We start from the raw sequence: 19780 nt of genomic DNA, 5'->3' as shown, positions 1-19780 counted from the left end.
TGCTTTATACCCCTAGATTTTACATTCACGGACCACTATTAGCCTAAGAAACATACCAGCCTTTATCCGACTTCTTTATATCGAAAAAGTATGTATTTACTCCATTGACCCTGCCATCATTACTAGTTTTGTTACCGTTAGGGCAATAAAATAGAAGATTAAATAGAAGGGAATATAACTAAAGGCAGTATAATTGTATAAGCTTGAAAATAGCCCCAAAAATACCATAGTTGTTATTATGGCATTAACCCATACTCTCATTCTCAACTTAAAGGTTAATATCCCTGCGAAAATCGAAACCACAGGATAAATTATGAACAATAGCATGAGTATAATCCCTTCTCCTCCATAGTAAGGGAGGCTAAAGGCATAGTAACTGGGAGATACAATGACCAAGGTTTCAGCGAATAGTAGCAATATTTCTTTAAGAAAAATGGCGGGTATTTCGTTCTTCATTTAAGACCTCCCAGGATTATCCTTAATTTTCCGCAGGTTTCAATTATTCAACCGTTGCTCAAGTATAATAGCTCTTGGATGAAATTCAAACCTTCTATAGAAGTTTAGTACTTGTTCGTTTCCCACTGCGACATTTAACCTTTTCTTTGGTATGGAGTTTTGCTCCAACCAATTAAGTGCCCTTTCCAAAAGGACAGTCCCCAAACCCATTTTTCTATATGCTTCGTCCACGAATAATGACTCGATTTCCCCAATATCATTGTCAATCGTTGTAACGCAATAACCGATAGGTTCCTCTGGCTCTCGCAGAACTGCAATGTCAATTCTTAATTGTCCTGTTTCTGTCCGACTTAGCCAAGATGCCTTTCTTTGGTCAAAAGTCATCAATGCCATACTGTCCCGAAAATGGGTGGAAATTGTATAATGATGGATATTGAGTTTCTTCCAAAGTAAACCAACCTTATCTAGAAGTTCCGCACTTCCTTCAACGAAATGAACATCCTCCAAATTTTCCGCCCCCCTAACAACTTATATGGCTTAAGCCATATGTCGACTCAAAGAATTATTTTCTCGCAACAGAGAAACTCCCCTTTTCTAAAATTAACCTTCCCTGATACTCTGTACCCCTGTTTCTTGTAAAAATTTACTGCCCTAGTGTTTTCACTAAAGACATCCAGGCGAATTGCTGTATATCCATTTTCTTTAGCTAATTTCTCTACAAACTCGATTAAACTTCTGGCTATCCCTTTTCCTTCATAGTTTGGATGTACCATGAGTCTATGAACAATTACAATCTTTCCTTGCTCATATAGCCATTCGACAACCTTGTATTCTGGTTCTTGGTCATTATTCAGAACGATGCAACCCATAATTTCCTCTGATTCTTCATGCACAGCAATATAAAGAGAATGGTTGTTTATATCTTCTTGAAATATTTCCTTACTGGGATAAATGTCATCCCATTGGTTAATGTCTTTACGTTTCATGTTTTGTGAACAATTCCTACACAATCTTAGGATTTCATCGAGATGTTGTTCTGAAGCTCTGGTAATTTTCAATGTGTTAACTCCCCCTGATTGTATCTGAGCAGGATTAATGATTAGCTCTGGACTTTAAATCTGAACCCATGTATGCCCACCATCAATGGTCTTCCATAAGCCTCCATCAATAATTGACCATCCTAATTTTTCTGAAGTAAAATCCAATTGCTGAAGCTTGGCAAGCAATACATCTCTAACACCCACATGAGCTATCGCAAAATAATTACGAGCATTTGAGTAATGTAAAGTTGCTTTGTCTTAAAAGCTGACTACAACCCATTAAACCAACTGAAACCATCATTAACACCATGAAAGACAAAAGTCTCATTCTCATTGGTAATACCTTTAATTTCAGAAATTTTCAATATTTTAAATTGGGAGTTATCTCAACAAATATATAGCTGACATAAAATTGAATGCCGAGCCTACGTTATGTATATCAATTCATAACTTCAATGTTCTTCTTTCTTAAAAGCTTAACAGCAATACAAATACACACGATAATTGAAATCCCGTATGGAATATTTATTGAATCCAGTAAGAAACCGTTAGCAATATGCAAGGCGATTAAAGCTAAAAAATACACAGATAGCAGTAGATTAGCTCCCCCTGTAATAACTGCTTTATACTTTGGAATACAGTAAAATAGGCTGGCATTAACACAAATGACACTTGCTATTAACACTATCATCCATATTGTTGCATTGTAAGACCACCCAAGAACATTGTGAATAGTATAACTTAGTATAAATTGAATAATTAAGGTTAATAACATTGCTACTGGAACGGCTATAACCCACCTCAGCCAATTTGGCAACCTTGCAAATAACCAATTATTGCTCTTCATTTCTAACACCCTCAAACTAAGAGGCAGGAGAATCATGCTCCTTCTCTTTCCTTCTCTCCCCTAACAAATAAGAATCAAATCCTAAATAAGTAGTAAGTTGATTCGTTATGATTCTAGATAAAGCAAAGTGCTTGCTACTCAATCCTATTTTCTGTGTGAAAATGTCGATTATCAATCGATAAACTGGTAATTTACATATGTTTTAGGAGTTCCGTAAGAATTGCCGACTTCTCTAGTTTCTACTTTATATATCATGGTTTCAACTTGTGCTTTAGTGTACTCACCACTTGGAGTATTAATGAAATATCCAGTATCACTGGCATATCCAAACAAATATGCAACTGGCTTATTGCCTTTGACAAATATAATGTTATTAACTCCTCCGTTTAAGCCCTGTTCCAATTTTGAGTATTTGAAGCCAATTTGTCTTTCCATTTCATCCAGTGATTGATAAGGTGGAAAAACATACATTTTATCATAATCAATAGTAACTAAATCCTTTACATTTCCATTCACATAATAATTATCTTGAGATAAAGTCCGTTCTAAATTCCTGGTATTCTTACTTGCCAAGGAATTATAATCGACAATTTTTATGGATATTACGACAACTACAACAATGGCAATAACTAAACCAATCCATCTCATAACCTTTTTCATATTTATCCCAACCTAATTTTGGAATACAATGTCTTAAAGCCAAGTGCTTAATACTCCATCTTTTGACATTTGCCACGACGTGGAGTTAAAGATGCCATAAACTTCCTTCATCTAGAGTTCAACAAATTCCCAAATATTCCTTCCATAAATGTTAACCGAAAATATAAGCCAGAATGTCAAAAAACGTTCTGGCTTATTAATCGCATAAATTTAAATACCATATGTAGTTTGCTAAACGCATTTTTAACACTACATATGGTATCGTTTTTGCGAATGGTATTGTTTTTACAAAATTGTAATTTTGACATGGAACTTGAGCGAAATATTAAACAGATACTCGACATGCACTAGTGTGCTTCTGAAATTTCAGGGACCTTTCAATATCAATGATTGCCCTTTAATGATAAAGGAATTTTCAAGTCATGACGCCCTAGTTGCAGCTATCTGGCCGTATGCGTTTACAACGATTGGTCACATTGACTTAATACTACTTGTATTAGTTTTTATTGGCGCTTCGGGTACCGGTAACTATTAAGAAATTTTTTCTCATAAAAGCCCCACTCATTTTAGCACCACCCAAATCAGGACAATCGTCAAAATCAGCGTCCAAATATCGTTAAAAAGCAAGCCGACAAACATACTTTTGTTCCGTTTTTGCATTTTTTCAAGTGCATCTTTTTTTGTTCAAGGACAAGTTTTGTGAGTTCTTCGTTGTTCATTTTTTCTCCTTTTATTCAAATAATTCGTCGATGACCGTGTCGATAATGTAATCGACTGATGTTGTCAAATCACCTGGAATAAACTCTGTACTTCTCGCCATTGCAAGTAGAATATTAAATATTTGCGTGATTTCTTCCAGACTTTTTGGCGATTTAAGCTGGTATTCCTCAATAAATTTTGTAATCAATGAAAAGCTCATTTGATAATCTTTCGCCACAAAATCCTCAGGCAACTTTCGGATGATAATCGGCCAATCCCTGCGTAGGACTCCTCCACTCTGGAAGAGCCCTTTTATCTATAAGCTGTGATATCCATAAGCAGTATAATCTCTTAATCTATGAGTAATTTCTATTATGTATTCCGGTAACTATAAACTTTTTCAAACTAGTTATTGCTTAAATTAATCCTTGATCGTAGTAATGGGCCTGCTTTGAAGCAGGTAAAACTCCCCTAAGCCATAGCACCACTCGATATCTTGTGGTACTCCATTGAAATGTTTTTCTATCCGGAGACATAGACATGCCAACTCCCGAACCTGTTGGGAAGTTAAACACCCTCTGGCGGAGCGTTGTGTACGCAAGAGGAATGGCGACTGTCCCTTCTTCGGAGCAGAAGTAAACTTAAGAATTGCACCATCGGGACGTCTGGCGATCCATTGATCAGGAACTATTTCACCTTGAACCAAAGTTTCCCCGATACCGTGTATTGCATTTATCATCAGTTCACTTAAGTTATTTGTAAGAGGATTAACCGTAAATACCACTCCAGAGACCAGATGCGGGGCCATTTCCTGAATGACCACAGCAAGAGCGGCTTCACTCTCTCCGAATCCTTGTAATGAGCGATAATGCACTGCTCGGAGAGACCAAAGTGAAGCCCAGCATTTTTTTATAGCCTCGATAAGGGCTATTTCCCCTTGGATATTAAGATATGTTTCCTGTTGACCGGCAAAACTGGCACCGGGTAAATCTTCAGACGTAGCCGAGGAACGAACTGCAACTGTCGGGCAACTCATTCTTCTATAAGTCTCAAGAACTTCCAGCGTTACTTCCGCAGGCAAGGAAACATTTTCTATTTCCATCTGAATTTTAGAAGTTACAGCTTCTAAAGCAGGTAAGTCTTGGACGTTAATTTTCGGCAAACGAATCTTTGGTATGCAATGCCGGTAAGCTTCAACGGTTAAAACGAAACCTTGGGGTACTTTCATTCCGGCCAATACTAATTCACCTAGATTAGCCCCTTTCCCACCGGCTAAGGATAGGTCTTCTCTTTTTAATTCTTGAAGTAACCGTACATATTTCATTGTCTTATTCTCCATTTAGCTATTTCACTTAAAATCTTCTCAATCTAAGACTTGAAGCCTTCCAGCGGTTCCGTCCACACGTACACGTTGCCCATTATGCAATATTTTTGTTGCCTTAATAGTTCCAACTATCGAAGGAAGTCGATACTCTCGAGAAACAATTGCTGCGTGGGACAATGCCCCACCTGAATCAGTGACTAACGCCGCCAACTTCGGAAATAGTACTGTCCAAGTGGGAGTAGTAAAAGGACAGACTAAGACCTCTCCTTCTTGAACCAAGCTAAACTCCTCAGCCGTATGTATAATTCGCACCGATCCTTCGGCAACTCCCGGAGAACCTGGGATACCAGACAACTCTCCCTCCGGAGATAGCTCCAGCGAAGCTCCCTGCTGCGCTTCTAGAAGGGAATATTGTTTCACAAAGATCTTCATTCCTTCCGCTGCAATTGGTGGAAATACATGGAAAGGAGGGGCAATGGGCATTTTTCCAATAGTCTGTGGAGGCACTAATGAGAAATTTTTGCTATGTTCAGCCTTCCTCTCAGCCACCAACCCTTTTAAGCTGGCAAGGTTGTAATTTGTTCTAAGGGCGGAGATTAATTCTTCCCGATAGAGAAAGAATATATCATCTGGACTATCGAGAATATTCTCCTGAACAAATCTTCGTCCTGCCTCAATTGCAGCATAACGGGTAAGGCTAAGAGGAACAGTCAATAAAATGTAGTCATGGATTTCACTTAAGGGTTGAGCCTCTTCTGCTAATTCCAGCCAAGCGTCAAAATCCTCCCGCTCCTTGCCCTTTAAAGTACTGCTAAGTTCCTTGATCCGCTGTTGCCGGTACGCTTGAAATTCGGAATCTTCGGTTATAGAGTTATCTGAGTACAGTAACCCCTTGATAATCCCAACCACGATCTCCGGCATTTCTCTCCACGTGGGTGTGAATTCAAAACTATCTGCCGGCCGATCGCCTTCACTTTCTAAGAATTGATCGAGTTCTTTTTGAAACCAAGTATGAGATAGCCCCTGAAGCGCTTTTTCACTAGGTAAAGACAATATCTCGCTGACCGTCTGGTCTGCGGCAGCACGCCGGGCTAAGGTTAAGAGGCGGTTCATCGTATTAAGTACTGCAGGATCATTAATTTGTACCAATTCGAAGGCTTCATATTCTGTCAGGTTGAAAAGTTTTTCGCATATTTCCAGCCATCGCCCGCGTATGTACATACCCAGCATGACAATTTTACAATGTGGATTCCAAGCCCAGCATAAAAAGTCATATAATTGCTCCAGGTGATTGGCCAGTTCTTCCATACTTGCGTTGGCGCGATTAAAGTCGCGGATCGGTTCAAGACGCCTCTGAGCTTCTGGCTCCCATGCTTCTCTCCAATCATTGACGTGCTTTTCAAACCCTTTTTCCCTAATAAACCGTCCAAAACCCAAGACCCGGCTGCGAAGTAGCGGGTTAATCCGCCACAAATGAAAGAGAAGCGGAAACCGTTCCATAATCGGCGGAGCATCTCCCCCAATAGACTCAATTCGGTGAAAGACATATCCGTGGAGAACAAGATAGGCATATTTTAGAGAAGGCATAGACCATTCCTCATAAGCGTGAGCTGATCCAACTTCGATAGGAATCAGTCCATAAGAGACAAAAAGTGGGTGTACCGGTCTCGGCCAATGAATATTATCCCGCATCCAGAATCCCTTAGCATCCCAATGTGACATTACTTTTCTACCTCCTTCAATTATCAGTTATATTTCTACTGTTTATCAAGGCACCTGATAAGTGGGTATTTACTGAAGATAGAATAGCGGATAAGAGGTCGTCTTGCTGACCATAATGGTACCATCTCACCATATGAACCATATATAACCCATCAATATCGTGGGCTAGATCCTGGGCAGGCCTTTCTCTCGTTACAACACCGGCACTCTGACCACGTGCGAAGACTTCTGTTATCATTCTCCGGAAGAACGGCCCTTGGGGATTTTCTGGCGTTTGTCCGCGCTTCATCTTTTCCAGCAGGGTGATCAGAACAAGATCCGGTCTTTTCATAGTCCACTCAACGGCACTAGCAATGAGAGCCTTAATTTGATTATCGGTTCCTGGAGTGGTTGCAAAAAAATCTTCAATTTGCTCTGTCGTTAGTTCTTCTGTCCCATAGAATATCTCCAGAGCTAAATCTTCTTTAGACTGAAAATAATTATAAAATGTTCCCCTTGCTACCCCGGCTGCGCCAGTAATCTCTTCAATTGTAGTTTCCATAAACGTTTTAGTTCTAAAAAGTTCTTCACCTGCTCTTACGAGTGCCAATTTAACTTCGGCCTTTTGTTTATCTCTTAGTTTCATTACAATTTCACCTCGATTTAAGAAGTAATTAACTTGCTGAAATTATGTATTCATTCATTTCTTATACACTGTACATTAAATGATTTAGTTCATTATATTTGCATAATATCCTACTGTCAAGAATGCTCCTTTCTCTATTGAGACAAAAAAATAATCACGACATAATAATCGTGATCAATAGGAGATTCTTTGGCTACTGCCTCTCCCATCTGAATTGATAAGAAAGGCCTCCAGTTGCTCCCGCTTTATACGGCGGGCTTGCCGTTGTTGTTCAATTTTTTTCAAGCTAACTATCGAGTCAACAGGATTTTATATATTTGATTTGGCAAACAATCCTTTATAAACACTTGATATATTGACATACTAACATTATTGTCATGTAGAATAACCACACTTTTGGAGGACAAAATGATAATCACCGACAAAAAACCTAACAAACTCATCAACGAAAAAAGCCCATATCTCTTGCAGCATGCCTATAATCCCGTAGATTGGTATCCTTGGAATAACGAAGACTTCGAAGTGGCCAAAAGAGATAACAAGCCTATTTTTCTAAGTATAGGATATTCAACCTGTCACTGGTGGCACTCCAGTTACTATAACCAAATTTCTTTACTTTTTTAATACAATTAATCTCCAATAACGTAAATACCCTCTCTTTTCCGATTTCACAACAAATGGAAGGATAAGTTCGTTATATAGGTCTTTAGCAAAGTTAAGCTGCGACACGTTCTCATATAGCTTATAACGTCCGATATAAAAGGTTAACAAAGTACCAGCATTCAAAAGAACGCTGGTACTATTACAGTAAGGGAACTTCTCAAACTTTACGCTATTATTAAAGAAATTTTATAAATTATTGTAGTCTTTTATCTTATCTAAATCCTTGCCGCATTTGATACACTTATGGGTATACCAAGAAAAGTCTGTTTGACATTCTGGGCATTTCCAAACCTGATCTTGTTCTTTAAGCCACTTTTCAATTCCAATATTTTTAATAGTCATTAGATTTTTAGGTATGATTTGTAAATGTGGCAAGTTGTGTTTAGTCGAGAAATCTTGTAGTAATTCATTTTGCATATTACATGGATAATCTATACAATTGATGCAATGATCTACTTTCTTTTTAATGGCACAACTTCTAATTGTGCACTTACGGCAGTTTACAAATATTGTATCAGTCTTGCAGCCATGACACTTTATCTGTGAAGGTTCAAGATTAATATTAGGGGCAATCTTGTCCTCATAACCATGCTTATAAGCCATCAGAACATCACATGCACCGCAATAAAGTCCACAATACGAGTCATAATTATAATTACTCATAGTATTCCTCCTTGACAATTTGGCCAACTATTCAGAGAAGTCAAAGCTCATAATCTTCAAGTTTCATCCCGTTTACTTCTTAACAGGAACCCAAACCTCACATCTGTAATTTGAAGAGATTTTATCACCCTCAGGATAAACCTCAAGTGCTGGTGCGCAACAATTATGCTGATATCCTGTAGCTGGGAACCACTCTGAATATATCCTTCGGATAGTATCTTGCATAGCTCCAGGCAGTGAGCCAACTGATTCAAATACAGCCCAGGTTGCAGTCGGGATAGTTGCCGAAACATATCCTTTCGGAAGGGAGTCTTTGATTTCCTCTACTCCTACTAGATAGTTAAATTCATCTTTGCCAAAATCCTTACATATACCTAGGACACCAAGCTTGCCAGCCTTTGAGCTGATCCACTGGTATGAACCATCTTTTTGGCAATCGTCCCAGAATTTAGGTACCTGTATAAAGTGTTCTCCGTCTACCATAGTTATCCTTCTTTGTTTGCCTACAACTGTAAAGCTACCTTTATTAACAATCTTATAATTCATATCTTTATCTCCTTTTATGGAGATGTGAAAGGAGAGTTTTGGATATGCCTTGAGATTTGCTCCCGGCTCGCGCGCAGCCGAAGGGCTTATGCCATGCATTTTTCCAAAAGCTTTTGTGAAGGCTTCAGGCGTTTCATAGGCATACCTATATGCTACTTCGATGATCTTTTTACCGGATAAAATATCCTGCGCAGCAAGTGTAAGCCTTCTTCGGCGTATATATTCAGCTACAGTAACACCGGTTATCATATGGTACATACGCTGAAAATGAAACGTGGATGATGAGGCAATATTCGCTACCTTCTCAATATCCAACTTTTCAGTAATGTTAGCCTCTAGATATTCTACTGCCCTGTTCATTGCATCAAGCCAATCCATAAAGCCCCTCCTCTTTCTATATTAAATGTTTCCTCCCTATTTTTCCTGTCTTTAAATGCGTCCTGATGACAGGTTTGAATTATATGGTTTTATTTGATTTTTTGCCTCAAAGTCGATTTCTCACTCGCCCCAGTTTTTATGGATTCATATTCTTCATTGGATATTACGATTCATATTCGAATTTTATAAATGCACCTCATTTACATAAGTTCTCACTATAATTCTCGCCACTAACGAGGACTCTTGCTTGTTTAGGTGTTCTAACCAGCAAAATATAATATAATATAATTTAACCTTAAATAATAAAGCGGATAGTCTATGACTGAAATGGAAATTATGAAACATAAGAGTTAAATTGTTGACCCCTTAACTAAATTATAACATTGATTAAAAAGGTGGTGATTGCCCATGACAACAAATAATCAAATACCCAATAGATTAGCTAACGAAAAGTCACCCTACTTACTCCAACACGCTAATAATCCTGTGAATTGGTATCCTTGGAGTGAAGAAGCTTTTCAAATAGCAAAAACAGAGAATAAACCTGTTTTCTTATCTATTGGGTATTCGTAGTGTAGTTTACCGACCTGTCACTGGTGTCACGTCATGGAACGTGAATCCTTCGAAGACCAAGAGGTCGCAGACCTCTTAAATCGTTATTTTGTCTCAATTAAAGTTGACCGCGAGGAGCGTCCGGATATCGACCATATCTACATGTCTTTCTGTCAGGCCTTAACAGGTTCAGGCGGATGGCCTCTAACAATCATGATGATACCTGAGAAAAAGCCTTTCTTCGCAGGGACATATTTCCCCAAAAATGCACATTATGGCCGCCAAGGACTAATGGAACTTCTGGAACAAGTCGGTGTCCTTTGGAAAGACAAAGAATCACATGTCCGAGAGACAAGCGAACAGATTGTATCAGCCGTTCAATCTCAGCAAGCTGTCCCAACAAAGGCCGTATTCCAGCCTTCTACAACTGAGGGAATCCAGTCCTGGGGAAAAGACGTTATTGAAAAAGCTTATCAAACGTTATCCCGAAGTTTTGATTCTCGTTATGGTGGTTTTGGTCAAGCTCCAAAATTCCCCTCCCCTCACACACTGACCTTCCTCTTACGTTATGCCCAAGACCAACCTCAGAGCAATGCCCTTGCTATGGTACGCAAAACTTTAGACGGAATGGCCTGGGGAGGAATTTATGATCATATTGGTTTCGGTTTTGCCCGGTATAGCACCGATGAGAAATGGCTGGTTCCTCATTTCGAAAAAATGCTCTATGACAACGCACTGCTTGCTTTAGCCTACCTGGAAGCTTATCAAGTTAGTCATCAGCCCAAAGATGCGCAAATAGCCAGAAGCGTTTTTACCTATGTGCTTCGTGATATGACCTCTCCTGAGGGAGGATTTTATTCAGCAGAAGATGCTGATGCCGAAGGAATTGAGGGAAAATTCCATGTTTGGACGCCTGAAGAAGTAGAAAACGTGCTCGGTCAAGATGCGGGTTCAAGATATTGTGAGGTCTATAACATAACTTCAAAAGGAAATTTCGAAGGAAAAAATATACCCAATTTACTTCAGGGAGTTTTAGGAAAGAGTTTAATTGACAATCCTGATTTGATTCCTGAAGAGCTGGAATCTCTTGAAACATCTCGCCGTGCTTTGTTTGACGCCCGTGAGCAACGAGTTCATCCTCACAAAGATGATAAGATTCTAACAGCCTGGAATGGTCTGATGATCACAGCCTTAGCCAAGGGCGCGCAAGTATTAGGCAACCCAGAATTTTTGAAGGCTGCAGAAACAGCTGTCAACTTTATCCTTACTAACCTCCGACGCAGTGATGGTCGGCTTTTAGCTCGATTCAGGAAAGGAGATTCAGCCTATTTAGGCTATTTAGATGACTATGCCTTTTTAATCGAGGGACTCTTGGAGCTCTATTCTGCCTGCGGAAAGTCCCATTATCTTGAAACTGCCCTTGAACTTCAAGATCAGCTTGAACGACTCTTTTTTGACAACAACGATGGGGGATATTTTTTGACTGGTTTAGATGCCGAAGAGCTTCTTATCCGCCCTAAGGAAAGTTATGACGGAGCTCTTCCGTCCGGTAATTCACTGACAGCGCAAAATCTAATTCGATTCGCACGCCTTACCGGTGAAGAACGGTGGAATAAAAAAGCAGAGCAGCTTTTCTTCTGCTTCCGTCCGCTGCTTGAAGAACATCCCTCAGGCTACACGTCATTTTTGCAAGCCCTGCAATTTGCTCTGCAGCCAAGCCAGGAACTGATTCTTGCCGGATCCCTGAACTCTCCCCAACTTTCAGAGATGCGTAAAACCTTTTTCTCAGACTTCCGTCCCTTCGCATCGGTTCTTTATCATGAAGGAAGCCTTGACTCTTTTATTCCTTGGCTCAAGGATTACCCGATAGAGACGGGCCAAACAACCGCCTATCTCTGTCAGAACTTCACCTGTCAAAGTCCGGTTCATGGAATTGAAGAATTCAAAACTCTTCTCACTTCTTAACTTGTTATTTGTTGATATCTGAAATCACTTTAACCCCCAATCTTATAAAGGAAGCAGGGAAAAAAGGGCTGCAACAAGTTTACTAATCTACTTGTTGCAGCCCTTAATTCGTTGAGCATATTCCCTTAAATATAAATGTAATAGTGATCTTAGTTAGATTCAATTCAGAACTCAAAGCGGAACTTAACGATTATCAACTGCCATAATCATGATCGACGGACAATCGGCTAAATTATAATCAATAGGTTCGGAGAGTTCTTCTTCCCCTTGATAGAAAACTCTTACATAAGGACGATTAGGAAATAACAAGTTTTGTTTAACAACATTTCCCCTTTGTCCATTACTTAACAAAATACCCGAACCGGAAGGGTAAACAGCAATATGTTTCTTGAACAACTCTAACATTTTAGGGTCAAAATGAGAATTTGCTTGAGCAATAATATACTCATACGCCGCGTTAGGCTCTACAGCCTTACGATAGACCCTGCGGCTGGTTAATGCTTCATAAACATCAGCAACCGCGGCCATCCTGCCGTATTCATGGATTTCAGTACCCTTCAATCCCCGAGGATAACCGGAACCATTCCACTTTTCCTGATGTTGAAAAGCAATATGTGCAGAAAGCAAACTAAAATCATTATTTTTACGTAACATATCAAAGCCGTTTATTGTATGTTTCTTAATTTCCATAAATTCTTCATCTGTAAGGGGCGTTTTCTTATTAAGGATACATTCGGGTATCATAATTTTTCCGATATCATGCATCAGGACACCCATACCAAATTCAAGCAAGCGTTGTTCATTATAACCGGAACCAATTCCCAGAACGAGGGCAATAATTGTTGTATTAATGGAATGGTGGAAGGTATAGTTGTCATATCCTTGGATATCCGTCAAATTGCCCAAAATATCTTTGCTCGACAAAAGATCATTAATCATTTCTTTAATCGTCAAACGAACTCCGGAAACAGGTAATGACTTTTCAGAATTGCTCTCAATGTATTTGCTGATATCTTGAATTGTCTTATAAGCAACTTCACGGGTTTTCTCAGAAATAGTCGCAAATAATTCTACATCGTCAAGGCGGTCGTCTTCAATAAACAGAACATCGTAACCCATAGCAATTAAGCGTTCAATATATAATGCCGTCACACGAATCCCGGACTGTAACAAAATCTTGCCGGACGAGTTAATCACGGGACGTGCCAGGACAGATCCTTCTTTGACGAAATGTGTATTCACCAAGCGCATTAATCTACTCACCCTATCCAAATTTAGTGTGATATCACCCCTGAATTTTTTAGTTCGTCAAAATATGCGAAATAACCTCTTTTGTTGATAAATCTAAATATAATTTTCCCATTAGTCCTATTACTTTCTGGGAAATTCAGTATAGACATAAATGAAATTTAAACTAAACCTGTTACCAGAACAATGGTAATCGCAATGGGGACTACGAACCTCACTAAAAACATGTAGACATTAAACAAGCCTTCATTAGCTAATTGGCCTTCATTGGTCATCTCTCGTTTGACACTAGCAAAGCTCCATTGCCAACCGACAAACAAGGCAATAAAGATTCCTCCCAGGGGAAGAAGCACATTTGAAGTCGCAAAATCAAAGAAATCAAAAAATGTCTTACCAAACAACAAAACATGTGATAACAAGCTATTTGACAAAGTGGCCGTTGAGCCAAGCAGCCCAATCCCAATAATTGTTAATAGCGTTGCTTTGCGGCGAGACCATTGATACTCTTCCGTCAAATAGGCTATAGGAACTTCTAATAGAGACAACATTGCACCGGTTGCGGCAAAAGCAGTTAATAAAAAGAATAAGACCATAAAGATTCTGCCTAAAGGCATGGAATTAAAGACAGTCGGAATAATGATAAATAATAACCTGGGACCAGCATCCGGTTTAAAGCCAAAGGCAAATACTGCCGGAAAAATAGCAATTCCAGCCATTAAGGAAACTAAGGTATCGGAAAGAGCAACTTTAACTGCCATCTTTGGCAAGTCTTCCCGATTATCAACATAACTGCCATAAGTAATCATAGCTCCCATGCCAACACTCAGCTTAAAGAATGCTAATCCTAAAGCTGCCAATATGGCACTGACTGTAATTTTGGAAAAGTCCGGTTTGAACAAGAAGGATAATCCGGCAGAAGCTCCCGGCAAGGTTAAGGATCTGATATCGATAATAATGAGCAGGATAAAAAGCATAGGCATCAAAAATTTCGTTACTCTTTCAATACCTTTTGTAACTCCTGCCATAATAATAATTCCAATCACTATGAGAACAACTACTTGCCAAAATAAGGGCTCGCTGACTCCTGAAACCAAAGAGTTAAAGACTTGAGTTGTTTCCTGTGGTTTATTCGTCAAAAGTGCACCACTGGCAGATTTAAAAATATACGCATAAACCCAGCCCGACACCGTTGTATAGAAAGCCATAATCAAGAAAGCGCTGACTACCCCGGCTCCGCCAACTAAAAACCAGGGCCGTCTTGGCTCAAGTTTCTTAAAAGCAGCGACGGCATTGGATTTTGTAGCCCGTCCAATGAGATGCTCTGATAACATTACAGGCAAGCCGACCAGTGCTAAGCACAGGAGATATACGAGAATAAAGGCAGCTCCCCCATTCGCTCCGGTTACATAGGGGAACTTCCATATATTCCCCAAACCAACGGCTGAGCCTAATACAGCTGCAATGACACCAATACTACTTGAAAAACCCTCTCTTTTAACATGCGACTCTTGTTTCAAAAATTCACCCTCCATTCTTTGGTCAAAATTCGTCTATTCGACATATTATTCTCAGAATCCTTCAATTCTACAACATGCTATTGGGATATTGATACATCCGAAAAAAAATTATGCTCACTCGGGATATTTTTGGTCCTAGAACCAAAACCATCTCGGTAAGCATAGACCGCTGTTTTTTCCAGTGTTGCCGCATTAATTGGTGTCGCTCAAACCAAAAGGCTGGTTAATTGAAATTTAGCTGCATCGACCAATCCCAAATCTGTCAGTTTTAATTCAGGTATTACCGGAAGAGACAAAAAAGCCAGGGTCATAAAGGGATCAATGGTTTCAAAAACGCCTAAACTATGGGCTTGTTCATGAATTTCGCTTAAAGTCCGAGCAATAGAATAGGCGTCTTGATCAGACATTAATCCGGCGATCGGCAGCGGAAGTTTGCCAATCACTTGCTCGCCCTCTATCAGACAAAGGCCGCCCCCCATCTCAACGCAGGTTTCAATAGCCAGGTTCATTTCTTCATCACTCATTCCCACGACGACGAGATTATGTGAATCATGGGCAACTGTGGAAGCGATAGCTCCTTTGGTCAGGCCTAACCCCTCTACAAAGCCGATGCCCACATTCCCCGTCTTATGATGACGCTCCAGAACGGCGATTTTGGCTATCTTTTGAGCAGGGTCGGCAGAGATACAATGATTAATTATCGGCAATTCTCGCACAAGTTCTGAAGTTATGAGCGAATGCCCCTGAACTCCAATGACACGTACTCTTGCAGAATGTAATCCTTTAGAATCAATTTTCACATTAAGTTGATCGAGAGACCTATTGCCCAGATGAACACTCCCCGTCAAGCCTTTGATGCTGGATTTTGCCAAGCGAGGGCGCTCACCTCTGCGACTTTGACGTTTTCCCCGCCAATATACTTCTTCGATCTCAAACCGATTAAGGTCTTTTAAAATCACAAAATCAGCCTGAAATCCCGGTGCCACTGCTCCCAGCCTTGAAAGCCCTATGGCCCGAGCAGTATTAATAGTAGCCATCTGGATTACCCGAACAGGATTTACTCCCTCTTGAATCGCCAAGCGGACTAAATGATCAATTGAACCTTCTTGAATTAAATCCCTGGGATGCCGATCATCGGTTACTAACAAGCATTGGCCTGAGTTCTCCGGCGTCACAGCGGGCAAAAGATCGCGGAGATTTTTAGCGGCGCTCCCTTCTCTCAGCATCACATAAAACCCTCGGCGCAGCCGTTCTCTGGCCTCTTCAACGGTAGAACACTCATGTTCCGTATGAATTCCTGCTCGATAATAGGCATTAAGATCCTGGGGAGATATTCCGGGTGCATGACCATCTTTAAACCTCAGGGGAAGTTCCAATTTTGCCACCATCTCTTCTTTGGCTGCCAAAACTCCCGGATAATCCATGACTTCTCCAAGTCCGATTACTCTTGGATGATCTAAAAACTCCTTGAGATCAGCCGCCCTAAGGCGGGCCCCGGATGTTTCTAATTCTGTTGCCGGAACACAGGAAGGAAGAGCTACAAAAGCATTGAAGGGCAAATCTTCAATACTATCCAAGATATAGCGAATTCCTTGAACACCTAAGACATTGGCGATTTCATGGGGGTCAACAACAGCGGTCGTTACACCGTGGGTAAGAAGAAGAGAGCAAAATTCTTCAGGGCAAAGATGTGAGCTTTCTATATGGACATGTCCATCAATAAGACCAGGAACGACGTAATCACCGCCTAAATCCAGGACTCTTTCCGCATCCTCATAAGTTCCAATGCCAACAAACATTCCCTCATGGATACCGATATCTGTTTCATGGATTTCGCCTGAAAAAACATTAACAAGCCTCGCCCTTTTCAAGATAAGATCTAGGCGCGCTAACCCTCTCGACTCATCCATTCTTTGCCTAAAGCTGGACATCATTCACTCCTCCTTCCAGAAAAGCGCTAAGAGATAAGGAATTCTCCTTCTCTGTTGGAGACGCCTTCTCAAATCATTCCTACTTGTTTCATGACTCGATTCAAGCTTTGAGTTGCGCTTTTCTTAAGTTCAGGGACGTCAATTGTCAACAACTGGCGGTCTTTCATGACGATTTGTCCATCCACCATCGTGAGACGAACATCCGAGGGATAAGCCTGATAAACTAACTGAGAGTATACGTCCACATGTTGGTTGGGCCAGGTATGCAGTCCCTGAAGGCTGACAACTGCCAAATCAGCTTTTTTTCCGACCTCCAGACTCCCAAGATCTCCTTCGCGTCCCAGAGCACGTGCTCCCGCAATAGTTGCCAGTTCAAATACTTTTTGAGCCGGCATTGCAGTTGGACCATGTAAGGGCTTTTGCATTAAGGCTGCGTGGCGCATTTCTCGAAATCCATCCAGATTATTGCTGCAGGGGGCTCCATCGGAACTGAGAGAGACTTCAGCACCTCGCTCCAGGAGTTCTGGAATGGCAGCTATCCCCGAGGCCAATTTCAGATTTGATGACGGGCAATGTGAAATTCGCGTTTTGCTGCGAATCAGGATATCTTTTTCAGCCTCATCCAGCCAAATGCAATGGGCAAGAATAAGTTTCGGGCCTGTCAAGCCGACCTTATCCAAATACACAACATTGCGCATTCCCCGAGTACTTTCCACAACTTGAATTTCGCCCCGGTTTTCAGAAGCATGGGTATGCACGAAAGCATTCTTTTCCCGCGCCAACCGTGAAACTTCTTTTAATAAGGTATCGGTACAAGAAACAACAAAGCGAGGCGTAAAGGCAACTTCCAGACGTCCGTTTCCTTGTCCGTTAAATTTCTCAAATAAATCTACACTTTCTTGTAGAGAAGCCTCTGTTGTTTCCTGCAAGGAAAGAGGTACATCCCCGCTAGGGTCATCCATCATGACTTTCCCGGCCAGAGCCCTTAACCCGCTTGAAAGAATGGCTTCAAAAGCATGTTCTGTATGATGCACTGTTTCCATATCGACTATGGTTGTCGTTCCGCCTAAAAAGAGTTCGCCAATTCCCAGCAATGCGGAATCGTAGATCGATTCCGGATCATGTCCGCCTTCCAAGGGCCAAATTCTAAGTTTAAGCCAGTCCAAAAGTTCCAAATCATCAGCCTGCCCCCGAAACAAGGTCTGGCAGAGATGGATATGAGTTTGAATTAAACCGGGAATGAGCAAGTCACCATCCAAATCAATCACTTGATCTGCAGAAGGTTCCTTAACCTCCCCAACCGCTGCAATCCTTGAGCCATCCACTAACAGATCGCCCTTGATAACCTCACGCCGAGCATTCATGGTCACAATGGTCGCGTTTTTAAAAAGTATACGCATACTAAATTCCACCTTTTCCTCTTCCGAAAGAGTATTATTCACGTAAAAACCTAGGAATCAGGAGAGATGTTCTTAACGTTTCATACACATCTCTCCTTAATACCCGTGACTTATTAACCCCCACCAAGGATAAAGTGAATGATAAATAAGATAGTTAAGATATAGGTTACAGCATTGTTTTCTTTGTGTCTTCCGGTAATTAATTTAATAATGGTATAAGACATGAACCCAAATGCCAAGCCTTGGGCAATAGAATAAGTTAAAGGCATCATGACGATGGTGATAAAGGCCGGGAAAGCATCTGTAAAATCTTCAAAATTGATATGAACTACTTCGCCCATCATCAAGACACCTACCAAAATAAGAACAGGTGCTGTTGCTTGACTTGGGATTAAACCAACAAGGGGAGCAAAGATAATGGCGAAAACGAAAAGAACTGCAACGGTTACTGCAGTTAAACCACTTTTGCCGCCCTCAGCTACGCCTGCCGTACTTTCAATATAGGACGTTACCGTTGGAGTTCCCATAATAGAACCAAACATTGTACCTATCGAATCGGACATCAAAGCTCTGCCGACTCTTGGCAGATTGCCGTTTTCATCCAAAAGACCAGCTTTGCGGGAAATCCCCAGTAAGGTCCCTATATTATCAAATAAATCGACAAACGTAAAGGCAAAGAGAATTGAGATTAAACCATAATTAAATACACCTTTAAGATCAAGTTTACCCATAATCGGTGCTACAGCATGGAAAGGATTGGAGAAGGCAACAAAACTCGATATGCCCGTTGGAAACTGCTTAACGCCCATAAACATACTGAAAATTGTAGTCAGGAAAATTCCGTACAATAAACCGCCTTTAATCCGTTTAGCCATAAAAAATCCGGTCACAATTAAGCCGAATACAGTCACAAGGACACTGGGAGACTTCATATTGCCTAATTGAACCAGAGTATCCTTATTGGCTGTGACAAGACCGCCATCTTGCAGCCCAATAAACGCGATAAACAGCCCAATACCGACGCCGATAGAAAGGCGTAAAACCGTAGGAACTCCTTCCATAATCCATTCCCGGACTTTTGTAACGGTTAAGAGAAAGAAAATTAATCCGGAAATAAAGACCGCCCCGAGAGCAGTTTGCCAGGGAAGATGCATGTTGATGACGACTGAATAGGTGAAAAATGCATTAAGCCCCATCCCGGGAGCCATAGCGATTGGATAGTTAGCATACACACCCATGATTAAGGTTGCGACAGCAGCAGCAATCGCCGTAGCAGCAAAGGTTGCATTCATGGGCATTCCCGCGTCTTTTAAAATATTCGGATTAACGAAAAGGATATAGGCCATAGTGACAAAGGTTGTCACTCCGGCTAGAATTTCGGTCCGCACATTGGTTCCCAATTCGGATAGGTGAAAATAGCTATCGAGAAAACCATGATTGGCTGGAGGCGTAGAATTCTTTGACACGCTTGACATGAGCAGCCCTCCCTAAAATCGACATTTAATGCCTCATTCTGACTGACCTTGATGCCAAAACATAAAGCA

General features: G+C 40.8%; 17 protein-coding genes and 2 pseudogenes. 2 read left to right on the top strand and 17 right to left on the bottom strand.

What is annotated here, in order from left to right; genetic code table 11:
• Nucleotides 1-96 precede the first annotated feature (96 nt).
• The 10 genes from B5Y67_RS09290 to B5Y67_RS09250 all read right to left on the bottom strand — a co-directional run bounded on the left by B5Y67_RS09290 (nucleotide 97) and on the right by B5Y67_RS09250 (nucleotide 7373).
• Nucleotides 97-456: a hypothetical protein gene (locus tag B5Y67_RS09290; protein ID WP_088226172.1), complete on the bottom strand. Its 360-nt coding sequence runs from the start codon at nucleotides 454-456 to the stop codon at nucleotides 97-99.
• A gap of 39 nt (nucleotides 457-495) precedes the next feature.
• Nucleotides 496-963 carry a GNAT family N-acetyltransferase gene (locus B5Y67_RS09285; RefSeq protein ID WP_088226171.1) on the bottom strand — a complete coding sequence of 156 codons (468 nt, stop codon included), beginning with the start codon at nucleotides 961-963 and terminating at the stop codon, nucleotides 496-498.
• 47 nt (nucleotides 964-1010) lie between these two features.
• Nucleotides 1011-1514 carry a GNAT family N-acetyltransferase gene (locus B5Y67_RS09280; protein ID WP_088226170.1) on the bottom strand — a complete coding sequence of 168 codons (504 nt, stop codon included), beginning with the start codon at nucleotides 1512-1514 and terminating at the stop codon, nucleotides 1011-1013.
• 54 nt (nucleotides 1515-1568) lie between these two features.
• Nucleotides 1569-1700, bottom strand: coding sequence for a hypothetical protein (locus tag B5Y67_RS26195; protein ID WP_282432770.1), 132 nt, complete (start codon nucleotides 1698-1700; stop codon nucleotides 1569-1571).
• A gap of 235 nt (nucleotides 1701-1935) precedes the next feature.
• Nucleotides 1936-2343, bottom strand: a complete 408-nt coding sequence (locus B5Y67_RS09275) for a hypothetical protein (protein ID WP_140419078.1) — start codon at nucleotides 2341-2343, stop codon at nucleotides 1936-1938.
• Nucleotides 2344-2514: 171 nt separating this feature from the next.
• Entirely contained in the window at nucleotides 2515-3003 is a 489-nt protein-coding gene (locus B5Y67_RS09270; protein WP_088226168.1) for a hypothetical protein, read from the bottom strand.
• A 730-nt stretch (nucleotides 3004-3733) separates the two neighbouring features.
• A complete protein-coding gene (locus B5Y67_RS09265; RefSeq protein ID WP_170932646.1) occupies nucleotides 3734-3940 on the bottom strand; it encodes a hypothetical protein in 207 nt (68 codons plus the stop codon).
• Nucleotides 3941-4123: 183 nt separating this feature from the next.
• A complete protein-coding gene (locus B5Y67_RS09260; protein WP_088226166.1) occupies nucleotides 4124-5026 on the bottom strand; it encodes a PEP/pyruvate-binding domain-containing protein in 903 nt (300 codons plus the stop codon).
• A 39-nt stretch (nucleotides 5027-5065) separates the two neighbouring features.
• Complete coding sequence (locus B5Y67_RS09255; RefSeq protein WP_088226165.1) at nucleotides 5066-6748, bottom strand: PEP-utilizing enzyme; 1683 nt, start codon at nucleotides 6746-6748, stop codon at nucleotides 5066-5068.
• A 16-nt stretch (nucleotides 6749-6764) separates the two neighbouring features.
• Nucleotides 6765-7373, bottom strand: coding sequence for a TetR/AcrR family transcriptional regulator (locus B5Y67_RS09250; protein WP_088226164.1), 609 nt, complete (start codon nucleotides 7371-7373; stop codon nucleotides 6765-6767).
• A 408-nt stretch (nucleotides 7374-7781) separates the two neighbouring features.
• Here B5Y67_RS09250 and B5Y67_RS09245 point away from each other — a divergent pair.
• A pseudogene (locus tag B5Y67_RS09245) lies at nucleotides 7782-7955 on the top strand (DUF255 domain-containing protein); the annotation flags it as partial.
• Between the two features lie 267 nt (nucleotides 7956-8222).
• Here the strand turns inward: B5Y67_RS09245 and B5Y67_RS09240 are convergent.
• Both B5Y67_RS09240 and B5Y67_RS09235 read right to left on the bottom strand, forming a co-directional pair.
• The gene (locus tag B5Y67_RS09240; RefSeq protein WP_088226162.1) at nucleotides 8223-8699 is read right to left on the bottom strand and encodes a DUF3795 domain-containing protein; all 477 of its coding nucleotides are present in this window, start codon (nucleotides 8697-8699) and stop codon (nucleotides 8223-8225) included.
• Nucleotides 8700-8771: 72 nt separating this feature from the next.
• Nucleotides 8772-9623 carry an AraC family transcriptional regulator gene (locus B5Y67_RS09235; protein ID WP_088226161.1) on the bottom strand — a complete coding sequence of 284 codons (852 nt, stop codon included), beginning with the start codon at nucleotides 9621-9623 and terminating at the stop codon, nucleotides 8772-8774.
• Between the two features lie 408 nt (nucleotides 9624-10031).
• Here B5Y67_RS09235 and B5Y67_RS09230 point away from each other — a divergent pair.
• A pseudogene (locus tag B5Y67_RS09230) lies at nucleotides 10032-12140 on the top strand (thioredoxin domain-containing protein).
• Between the two features lie 183 nt (nucleotides 12141-12323).
• Here the strand turns inward: B5Y67_RS09230 and B5Y67_RS09225 are convergent.
• From B5Y67_RS09225 to B5Y67_RS09205, 5 genes are all read right to left on the bottom strand, one after another.
• Nucleotides 12324-13391, bottom strand: coding sequence for an HD-GYP domain-containing protein (locus B5Y67_RS09225; protein ID WP_088226160.1), 1068 nt, complete (start codon nucleotides 13389-13391; stop codon nucleotides 12324-12326).
• A gap of 158 nt (nucleotides 13392-13549) precedes the next feature.
• On the bottom strand, nucleotides 13550-14905 hold the full coding sequence (locus B5Y67_RS09220; protein WP_242975915.1) for a sodium-dependent transporter: 1356 nt from the start codon (nucleotides 14903-14905) through the stop codon (nucleotides 13550-13552).
• A 206-nt stretch (nucleotides 14906-15111) separates the two neighbouring features.
• Complete coding sequence (ade, locus tag B5Y67_RS09215) at nucleotides 15112-16836, bottom strand: adenine deaminase (protein ID WP_088226158.1); 1725 nt, start codon at nucleotides 16834-16836, stop codon at nucleotides 15112-15114.
• Nucleotides 16837-16904: 68 nt separating this feature from the next.
• Nucleotides 16905-18236 carry a 5'-deoxyadenosine deaminase gene (locus tag B5Y67_RS09210; RefSeq protein WP_088226157.1) on the bottom strand — a complete coding sequence of 444 codons (1332 nt, stop codon included), beginning with the start codon at nucleotides 18234-18236 and terminating at the stop codon, nucleotides 16905-16907.
• 113 nt (nucleotides 18237-18349) lie between these two features.
• Nucleotides 18350-19711: an NCS2 family permease gene (locus B5Y67_RS09205; protein WP_088226156.1), complete on the bottom strand. Its 1362-nt coding sequence runs from the start codon at nucleotides 19709-19711 to the stop codon at nucleotides 18350-18352.
• Between the last annotated feature and the right edge of the window lie 69 nt (nucleotides 19712-19780).

The organism is Desulfosporosinus sp. FKB (assembly GCF_002196705.1).
GTDB lineage: Bacteria > Bacillota > Desulfitobacteriia > Desulfitobacteriales > Desulfitobacteriaceae > Desulfosporosinus.
The sequence above is the reverse complement of the archived record's forward strand: the minus strand, read 5'-3'. Positions and strand labels throughout refer to the sequence as shown.

Coding starts and splice junctions, on each gene's coding strand:
- B5Y67_RS09210 (WP_088226157.1), bottom strand. CDS start 18,236: ATGCGTATACTTTTTAAAAACGCGACCATTGTGACCATGAATGCTCGG.
- B5Y67_RS09275 (WP_140419078.1), bottom strand. CDS start 2,343: ATGAAGAGCAATAATTGGTTATTTGCAAGGTTGCCAAATTGGCTGAGG.
- B5Y67_RS09260 (WP_088226166.1), bottom strand. CDS start 5,026: ATGAAATATGTACGGTTACTTCAAGAATTAAAAAGAGAAGACCTATCC.
- ade (WP_088226158.1), bottom strand. CDS start 16,836: ATGTCCAGCTTTAGGCAAAGAATGGATGAGTCGAGAGGGTTAGCGCGC.
- B5Y67_RS09270 (WP_088226168.1), bottom strand. CDS start 3,003: ATGAAAAAGGTTATGAGATGGATTGGTTTAGTTATTGCCATTGTTGTA.
- B5Y67_RS09240 (WP_088226162.1), bottom strand. CDS start 8,699: ATGAGTAATTATAATTATGACTCGTATTGTGGACTTTATTGCGGTGCA.
- B5Y67_RS09225 (WP_088226160.1), bottom strand. CDS start 13,391: ATGCGCTTGGTGAATACACATTTCGTCAAAGAAGGATCTGTCCTGGCA.
- B5Y67_RS09255 (WP_088226165.1), bottom strand. CDS start 6,748: ATGTCACATTGGGATGCTAAGGGATTCTGGATGCGGGATAATATTCAT.
- B5Y67_RS09290 (WP_088226172.1), bottom strand. CDS start 456: ATGAAGAACGAAATACCCGCCATTTTTCTTAAAGAAATATTGCTACTA.
- B5Y67_RS09235 (WP_088226161.1), bottom strand. CDS start 9,623: ATGGATTGGCTTGATGCAATGAACAGGGCAGTAGAATATCTAGAGGCT.
- B5Y67_RS09205 (WP_088226156.1), bottom strand. CDS start 19,711: ATGTCAAGCGTGTCAAAGAATTCTACGCCTCCAGCCAATCATGGTTTT.
- B5Y67_RS09250 (WP_088226164.1), bottom strand. CDS start 7,373: ATGAAACTAAGAGATAAACAAAAGGCCGAAGTTAAATTGGCACTCGTA.